Raw genomic sequence first — 4937 nt, 5'->3', positions numbered from 1 at the left:
ATCAAGAATATTTAGTATTTATTAGCTTTTCTGTCTAAGATTGATGTTAAAGGCTGTTCTGTTCGATTTTAATGGGGTGATCATCAATGATGAACCAATCCATCAAGAGTTAATCAATGAAATCTTGCTCGGAGAAAATTTACTGCCCCTAGGGTCGGAATTTGCGGAGTTATGTCTGGGAAGAAGCGATCGCGTCTGTTTGCGTAATGTTCTCACCCGTCGCGGTCGTCAAGTAACCGAGGAGTATCTGACCAAGTTAATTAACAAAAAAACCAGTTTATACCGACAAAGATTAGAAAAATTAGAGAAACTTCCTATTTATGAGGAGATATACTCTTTTTTAAAACGGGTTAAGGCCAGGGATCTACAAATCGGTTTGGTGACGGGAGCAATACGCTCGGAAGTGGAATCAATCTTGCAACAGACGGGCCTTGGGGATTACTTTAGTGTCATTGTCACCGGGGATGAGATTAGCACCAGTAAACCCCAACCGGATGGTTATTTACTGGCCGTAGAAAGATTCAATCGTTGGAATTTTAATCTGCAATTGCAACCCTGGGAATGTCTGGTGATTGAAGATACTTTTGCTGGTTGCGAAGCGGCAAAAAGAGCGGGAATGCAGGTGGTGGGAATCGCTCATACCTATCCCTTCCATTTTATGCAGAGAGTGTCTAACTGGGCGATCGATAATTTCTCCCAACTAGATCTCGATCGCGTGGAGAAAACTTTTAGCCAAATCGGGGAAATAACCGAGCGATCGGGATTTTTAGGCAATTTATAACCATCTAGAGGCGATTAACAAGCTGAAAATCCCTACTTGCAAAAATCGGCAATTCGTGTTATGCTAACAAAAGTGCTAAGAAAATGCGGGTGTAGTTTAGTGGTAAAACCCTAGCCTTCCAAGCTAATGATAGGGGTTCGATTCCCCTCACCCGCTTAGGCTGTTGTGCAGTAAACGTCTAAGGAATTATCGGTAATATCAACGGCGATTCTGACTTAGAGATCGCTATCTTCTAAATATCTCCGTAAATCTTTGGTGCGCTGCTCGGTGACATTTGCCAAACAAAAACCGTAAATCATGGGAGCTATAGAGCCTCCCTCAAACGCACTTCTTTCAAATTCGCAACTGCTGTCTCTAAACTTAATCCAAGCTTGTTGGGCAGCAATTAATTTTTGTTTGCGAGCAGCTGACAGTTTTGGCAGTAGTTGTCGATAAACTTGATTTAACTTGCGATCGGCGTTTTGATAAGCGATGCTGGCACAAATGTTCATTTGGCTTTGAGTCTGGGGATTGTTACAGTTAGGATTTTGAGCTAGTTGCAACTCCGTCGCTCCAGATGTGGGACTTGCAATGCTAGGGGTAGCCATCTCGACGGCAAATAAACTGGCTATGCTTAATACGGTTAGCAAAAACTCTCCCATGGCCACTTATTTTAATAATGGTAAGAATAGGATAACAGAAATGCGATCGAATCGGCCATAGCTTTTTCATTCTGCTCGATTCGTTGGTTGGCTTGGTTAACTATATTTCATTATTTCCAAAAAAGAAAATTAGAGGAGTTGATAACTAAAAAACCCAGACGGGAACTCGTTTATAAGCAGGAGTCCCACAGCGAGGGTCAATTTTAGCTTTGAATAAAACATTGGCTTCGGGATAGAACATAAAGCCAACACCTTCGCGAATCGGACCGAAAATAAGTTCGATATTTTCTAATTTGCCGGCATCTCCTTGGACGGTGACTCGTTGATGTTCTTGAAAGCCCGCTTTTTTGGCATCTTCGGCGTTCATCAATAAACAATGACGGTGGGGCATTCCCCGGTATTTATCGCCCACTTGATAAACGACGGTATTATGTTGTCCATAACTGCGTCCTGTTCCGAGAATCAGGGCAATTCCGGGGGCATTTTCTGGTTGGTCGAAATCTTGCTTTTGCGGTGCTTTTAAAGTGGGTAAAAGGGTGACAGACATTTGCGCTTTTCCGGTCGATGTTGGAAAATGGGGTTCGGCAAAAATCCGTCCGCTAATGGTAAATTCTGTTTGGGTTTGATCTAATTGCCCGATCTTTTCATAACCCGGAATCGTTTTGGCGATTAACTGACGAATATAGGCGGTGTCGTGTAATCTCGACCAATCAATCGGGTTTGTGCCTAAAACCTTGACGGCAATATTTGTTAACAGTTCTACTTCCGAGATGATATCCACATGGGAACCCTGTAGATGACTGCTTCCCCGCTCGTTAAAACGGACAAAATTATTGCCTGATTCAGTTGTTGTCGGGTGAGGATTTTCAAAACGAGCGAAGACGGGTAAAATTACCGTATTTTGTCGGGCTAATCCCTGAAAATGTCCTAAATTTGGCTTAGTAGCTACATAAAAAATCGTATCAATTTGAGCTAAGGCTTTTTTGGCTTGAGTTAAATCTGGATTTGCCCCATAAAGATTACCTCCCAAACAGAAAAGGGTGTTGATTTTTCCCCGTTCGGCCGCTTCAATTAATGCCCTGGTATCATAACCGCCAGTTATATTTAATGGCTTTCCTAAAAGTTGAGAAAGTGCCTCGGCGATTTCCTGACGTAATCTCACTGTAACGCCCATAGAACCGAAGCCCTGTACATTAGAATGACCCCGGATTGGCATGGTTCCGGCTCCGGTTTTGCCGGCATTACCCGTGAGTAAGGCCGTGTTAGCGATACTGATGATATTATCTACCCCGTTTTCCTGTTGTGTAACCCCCATCGCCCAAGCGAAAACCACACGCTCTAAATTGCCGAAAAGGGCGGCGGTTGCTTCAATTTCTTCTCGGGATAAACCGCAGGCTTTAGTAATGGTTTCCCAGGGTATTTGTCGGGCGTAATCTATAACAGATTGCCAATTTTCCGTATGGGATTCAAGATAATCCCACCGGACTAAATTTTGTTCAATTAAAGATTTTTGTAATCCGACGAATAGGGCGGTATCGCTACCCGGAATCGGCTGTAGGTAGAGAGTAGAAATATCGGAACCGCCCCGCAATAGGGATTTAATCGGAAAAGCGGGCGAGGAGAATTTGACCAATCCGACTTCAATTTGCGGGTTAATAATAATAATTTTACCGCCGCGATCACGAATTTGAATTAATTCATTCATCAGGCGAGGATGATTAGCCGGAGCGTTAGAACCGATTAACACCACACAATCGGCTTGTTTTAAACTTTCCAGACTGACCATCGAAGTTCCGGTTCCGAAAACCTGTTTTAAGCCTAAGGTCGAGGCGGCATGACAGAGATCGGAACAATCGGCTAAATTATTACTTCCTAATGCCCGGAAAAACAATTGTAAGAGATAGGCGGCTTCATTAGAAGAACGTCCAGAACTATAGGAGGCAATAGTCTCAGACGGTTGATGAAAAGCTTGTTCGGCTAATCGATACACTTCTTCCCAACTAATACGTTGATAGTGACTTTCTCCGGCTTTTAAGAGGACGGGATAACTAAAACGACCCAAGCGATCGCATTCTAGGGAGGTTAAGGACTGTAATTGAGCGAGATGATAGGTTTGAAAAAAATCGGTTTTAATACCTGGCATTAATTCGGAAGTAACTGCCTCGACACTTTTGAGACAACGTTGCAGACTTTCCCCCGCTTCGTTGACAAAACCGCCCTTTTGTCCTCCCGTTCCCCAAGCGCAGGCTAAACAGGCACTTTTATGATTTAAGGTTTGCCAGAGTTTAACCCCTTGAGGAGAGAGGGTTTTTTCTGCCCAATATTGCAATACGGGAAACCCCCCGCCCGCCTCAATTTTGTTGGATATTTCCCATTCGTTCATCGTTTTTTCTCCCGATTTTTATTCAAATCTCTCCGAGAGGAAGATTGTACCCAGTACAGTTGAGTTTATCACTATTTTTTAAAAAGTGCATCGGCAACGGATAAACGACTGGGTAAGCTACGGCTGGTTATTGACAATATCCCCTGATTGTGATTTTATCAGACTAAGGAGAGGTCTATTAAAATGGTAATTCCGATGGATGAAAATGAAAACTTTCAACATTTAGAGGAGATGATCGCTAATCTCCAAGCAAAACAGAAACAGATTCTGAAAGGGATGTTAGATTATCCGATTGAGATCGATTCGGCAATTCGGATACTTTCCGATCCGTCTCGGCAATTGGCAACAACTGCTCATAATTTAACCAGAGTACATAAAATACTTAAAGAATTGGAAAAACAAGGATTGGTTAGTTTCCACGATCCTCAATATTCTTTGACCGAGTTGGGAAGAAAAATAGTAAGACATTTTAGCGATAAGAGTCCAACACCAAGATGGGATGCAGAGAGAAAGGAAAAACTGCAAAAAAGCTACGATTTTTTAGAACTCCATAGGCAAGGATTGAGCTATCAGCAAATAGGGGATAAATACGGCATAAGTCGGGAGTGCGTCCGTCAAATTCTTGCCAGTAACCCCGAATTTGAAGCTTATCAGCAAAAACAAAAGGAAAACAATTATCGTTGAACAACCACAAGAAAAGCGAGAAACGAAATTTACAATCTTTTTAACAATTCCTCGCGGGATAAATTCGCCAAAGAAAGAAGTAAACCGGTGCGTTCTGAGATGGGAAGTTGGGCAATCTTTTCTACCAGACTGGATAATTCCGAATCTAGGCTGCCAAAGCGTCCTCCCAGAAGAGTGGCTATCAGGGAAAGTTGTCCCTCTAACGTGCCTTCTTGCTTTCCTTCTAATTTCCACTCTTCTCGTTGCTTTAGATAAGCTGGTGATAAGTTCATGATGACCTCCTGTTCTTCTGTACTTAAATTATCTCTCAATTCTAAGTTTTTGCGCCAGTTGGCCAGAATTTCTAATAAATTCTCTCGAAAAGGATTGCGTTCTGGCAGTTCAACTAACTCTTCAACTGCTCGTTTTTGAGTTCCTCCTTTACCTAATACCCTCAACCATAAGGTGT

4 protein-coding genes, 1 tRNA gene and 1 pseudogene are annotated in these 4937 nt (G+C 42.6%); 3 read left to right on the top strand and 3 right to left on the bottom strand.

Going from position 1 to position 4937, the window contains the following annotated elements; genetic code table 11:
* Positions 1-43: 43 nt before the first annotated feature.
* Both IQ242_RS16755 and IQ242_RS16750 read left to right on the top strand, forming a co-directional pair.
* A complete protein-coding gene (locus tag IQ242_RS16755) occupies positions 44-781 on the top strand; it encodes an HAD family phosphatase (protein ID WP_193960750.1) in 738 nt (245 codons plus the stop codon).
* An 85-nt stretch (positions 782-866) separates the two neighbouring features.
* A tRNA-Gly gene (locus tag IQ242_RS16750) sits at positions 867-937 on the top strand.
* A 59-nt stretch (positions 938-996) separates the two neighbouring features.
* On the opposite strand, the gene IQ242_RS16745 is transcribed toward IQ242_RS16750, so the two are convergent.
* Both IQ242_RS16745 and IQ242_RS16740 read right to left on the bottom strand, forming a co-directional pair.
* Positions 997-1422, bottom strand: a complete 426-nt coding sequence (locus tag IQ242_RS16745; RefSeq protein ID WP_193960749.1) for a lysozyme inhibitor LprI family protein — start codon at positions 1420-1422, stop codon at positions 997-999.
* Positions 1423-1567: 145 nt separating this feature from the next.
* Positions 1568-3805: an FdhF/YdeP family oxidoreductase gene (locus IQ242_RS16740; RefSeq protein WP_193960748.1), complete on the bottom strand. Its 2238-nt coding sequence runs from the start codon at positions 3803-3805 to the stop codon at positions 1568-1570.
* A gap of 183 nt (positions 3806-3988) precedes the next feature.
* Between IQ242_RS16740 and IQ242_RS16735 the strand changes: the two genes are divergently transcribed.
* Positions 3989-4489: a helix-turn-helix domain-containing protein gene (locus IQ242_RS16735; protein ID WP_193960747.1), complete on the top strand. Its 501-nt coding sequence runs from the start codon at positions 3989-3991 to the stop codon at positions 4487-4489.
* 29 nt (positions 4490-4518) lie between these two features.
* On the opposite strand, the pseudogene IQ242_RS16730 reads toward IQ242_RS16735, so the two are convergent.
* Positions 4519-4937: pseudogene (locus tag IQ242_RS16730) on the bottom strand (hypothetical protein); the annotation flags it as partial.

It is taken from the genome of Microcystis sp. LEGE 08355 (assembly GCF_015207185.1).
Lineage (GTDB): Bacteria > Cyanobacteriota > Cyanobacteriia > Cyanobacteriales > Microcystaceae > Microcystis > Microcystis panniformis.
Note: the sequence above shows the minus strand (reverse complement) of the source record. Positions and strands in the feature narration are given on the sequence as shown.